The sequence below is a fragment of the Streptomyces sp. NRRL S-31 genome (assembly GCF_000718775.1).
In the GTDB taxonomy this organism is placed as follows: Bacteria; Actinomycetota; Actinomycetes; order Streptomycetales; family Streptomycetaceae; genus Streptomyces.
On sequence record NZ_JOCB01000194.1, the window covers coordinates 1 to 3,288 of the forward strand.

A 3,288-nucleotide genomic window follows, 5' to 3' on the forward strand; every position below is an offset into this window, starting at 1 on the left:
CCCGAGCGGCGGCCGGCCGGGTGGCGCGGCCGGCCGACGACGGTGGCGCTGGCGCTGGCCGCCGTACTCGCCGCCTCAGCCGCCGCGGTCACGGCGACCGTGGTGCCGCACCGCGGCGGCACCGGGGACGACGGGGTGCGGGTCACGGACACCACCGGGCGGATCACGCTCAGGGTGCCGGCCGGCTGGGCCCGCGAGCTGCGCGACTCCGGCTGGGACCCGCGCGCGCTGGGGCTGGCGGCGGGGCACGAGCCCGGTCTGGTGGTGGCCGACGACCTGTCCCGCTGGTCGGACCCGAGGGCCCCCGTGAACGGCGTGTTCGCCGGGGCCGCCGCGCACGGCGGCGTCACCGCGAAGGTCCGGGCACTCACCCACGCCGGCTGCCGGTACGCGGGCGCCCGCGCCTTCTCGGACGCCGGCCGGCACGCGCTGGTCCGGTCCTGGCGCGGCTGTCCGGACGGCGGTTCGGTCACCGAGGCGGCGCTGCTCCCGGTGGGCGGCACGGGGCCCGAGGTGTACGTTCAGGTGCGCCGGCACGACGGCGCCGACATGATGGACGGCGTGCTCCGTTCGTTGCGGGTGGCCTGAAAAGACGCCTGCCGGGCGCCGGGCGCGGGAAAAGAACCCGGGGTGTGCCGAACTTTTCCGGCAATCCGCGCATCTGACGGTGAGAACGGCGCATCCGGCGCCGTAGGCACGCGTTCCCCTCGCGTGCCGTGACCTTCCAGGAGTGTTGAGCGACATGGTGCACAATCCCCGGTCCCGGCGGCACGGGGCCCTGCTCGTGGGCACGGCCGCCCTGCTGGGCCTGCTGGCCGCCTGTGGCGACGGCCAGGACACCCGGAGCGGCCCGACGGTCACGGCCTCCGGCACGGCCGCGCCCGCGCAGGACGGCAAGAGCGGCCCCTCCTCCGCGGCCCCCTCCTCCCCCGCCCCGCCCTCCTCCGCCGCCGGCTCCGGCTCGTCCGCGCCGCCGCGGGCGACGGCCTCCTCGGGCGGCGGCGAGGCGGTCCCGAGCGCGACGGCCGCGGCGGGCTCCCGCTGCCACACCTCCGAGCTGCGCGCCTCCGTGGGCCGCAACGACCCGGGCGCGGGCCAGGAGAACTTCCCCCTGGTGCTGACCAACACGTCCGGCCGCACCTGCACCCTGCGCGGCTATCCGGGCGCGGCCTTCGTGAACGGCTCCGGTGCCCGGCTCGGTGCCGATCCCCGGCGTGAACCGGGTTCGCCGGTGAGCGTCACCCTCCGGCCCGGGCAGAGCGCCTGGGCGGGGCTGACCTTCTCCAACCCCGGGATCAGCGGGGCCAGGTCGGCCACGCCGGCCACGCTGCTGGTCACCCCGCCGGACGAGCGGGACCAGCTGAGGGTGGCCTGGCCGGGCGGGCCGGTGCCGGTCTCCGGGAACTCCTCCTCCGTCCGGCTGACCGTGCTCAGCCCCGGCACCGGTCCCTGACCCGGCGGTGCGCGCCCTTCCGGGCCGTCTGTTTTCATGAACGGGTACTTTGTGATCACTTCCGGAAGGACCCGCCCTGAACACCGCGCTCGCCGAGGCCCTCTCCGCCGTCCTGCTGGTCGCCGTGCTGGTCTGGGCCGTCGTACGGCCCTTCGGCCTGCCGGAGGCGGTCATGGCCGTGCCCGCCGCCGGGATCGCCGTCGCCAGCGGAGCGATCTCGCTGGACCACGCCCGGGCCGAGGCCGAACGGCTCGGCCCGGTGGTCGGGTTCCTCGCGGCGGTGCTGGTGCTCGCGCACTTCTGCGATCTGGAGGGACTGTTCCGGGCGTGCGGGGCGTGGATGGCGCGCTGGGCCGCGGGCCGTCCGGTGCGGCTGCTGACGGCGGTGTTCGCGCTGGCGTCGGCCATCACCGCCGTGCTCAGCCTGGACGCGACGGTCGTGCTGCTCACCCCGGTGGTCTTCGCCACGGCCGCGCGCACCGGCGTACGGCCCAAACCGCACGTGTACGCCTGCACGCACCTGTCGAACACGGCGTCGCTGCTGCTGCCGGTGTCCAATCTGACGAACCTGCTGGCGTTCGCGGCCAGCGGGCTGAGCTTCACCCGGTTCGCGGCGCTGATGGCGCTGCCGTGGCTGGCCGCGATCGGCGTCGAGTACCTGGTGTTCCGGCGGTTCTTCGCCCGGGACCTCGCGGCGGCGGCCGTGGCGGACCGGGAGACCGGCGAGGCGCCGCGGCTGCCGGTGTTCGCGCTGGTGACCGTGGGCTGCACACTGGCGGGGTTCGTGCTGGCGTCGGCGTTCGGGGTCGACCCGGCCTGGGTGGCGGCGGCGGGCGCGCTGGTGCTGGCCGGGCGGGCGCTGGCGCGGCGGCAGGCGACCCCGCTGACGGTGGTACGGGCGGCGGCCCCGGCGTTCCTCGCGTTCGTCCTGGCGCTGGGCGTCGTGGTGCGGGCGGTGGTCGACAACGGGCTGGCGGACGTGCTGGGGCACGTCCTGCCGGGCGGCACCGGGCTGGCCGCGCTGCTCGGCACGGCCGCGCTGGCCGCCCTGCTGGCCAATGTGATCAACAATCTGCCCGCGGTGCTGGTCCTGCTGCCGCTGGCGGCACCCGCCGGTCCGGTGGCGGTCCTCGCGGTGCTGCTCGGGGTGAACATCGGCCCGAACCTCACCTACGCGGGGTCGCTGGCCACCCTGCTGTGGCGGCGGATCGTGCACCGGCACGAGCATGACGTGAACCTCGGGGAGTTCACCAGGCTCGGACTGCTCGCCGTGCCGTCCTCGCTGGCCGTCGCAGTGGTGGCACTGTGGGGGGCGTCAAGGGTTCTGTAGGGAGGCCGAGGTATGCGGGTGATCGCCTGGCTGGTGGAGGGCACATGGCCGGCCTGTGTGGACGCCGTGCGCGCCCATACGCCCGGGGACGCGGAGGTGGTGCTGTTCCATGTGAGCGACCCCGACGTGCCCGAGGTGGCGCACGGGGCCTTCGCCGGGCTGCTGGGGCGCGGCCGGCGGGAGCGCGACCCGGGTGACCGGGTGGAGGCGTTCGGCGCCGCGTCGGCGACGGCCCTGCTGGACGCGGCGGCCCGGCGGCTGGACCGGCCCTGTCTCCGCGAGGAGCGGTCGGGCCGGGTCGAGCGGGAGGTGGTGGCCGCCGCCGCGGGGGCCGGTCTGCTGGTGCTGGCCCGCGACGGGGACCGCTCCCGGCTCGGGCCGAGGAGCCTGGGCCCGGCCGCCCGGTTCGCGGTCGACCACGCCCCGTGCCCGGTCCTGCTGGTGTGGCCGGAACCGGCCCCGGACCTGGCCACGATCCCGCCCCCGCCCCCGCACCCCCGAGAGG

3 protein-coding genes and 1 pseudogene are annotated in these 3,288 nt (G+C 76.6%); all 4 read left to right on the forward strand.

Annotation, left to right across the window (positions count from 1 at the left end):
* Window positions 1–588: pseudogene (locus IF37_RS0138000) on the forward strand (serine/threonine protein kinase); the annotation flags it as partial.
* A 154-nt stretch (window positions 589–742) separates the two neighbouring features.
* Window positions 743–1,453, forward strand: coding sequence for a DUF4232 domain-containing protein (locus IF37_RS0138005; RefSeq protein ID WP_030754156.1), 711 nt, complete (start codon window positions 743–745; stop codon window positions 1,451–1,453).
* Between the two features lie 76 nt (window positions 1,454–1,529).
* Entirely contained in the window at window positions 1,530–2,783 is a 1,254-nt protein-coding gene (locus tag IF37_RS0138010) for an SLC13 family permease (protein WP_052845595.1), read from the forward strand.
* A 12-nt stretch (window positions 2,784–2,795) separates the two neighbouring features.
* Window positions 2,796–3,288: universal stress protein (locus IF37_RS0138015; protein WP_030754161.1), on the forward strand; the 493-nt coding region annotated here is incomplete at its 3' end.

Excerpts from the sequence above, each read along its gene's own strand:
- IF37_RS0138005 (WP_030754156.1), top strand. The coding sequence starts at position 743 with ATGGTGCACAATCCCCGGTCCCGGCGGCACGGGGCCCTGCTCGTGGGC.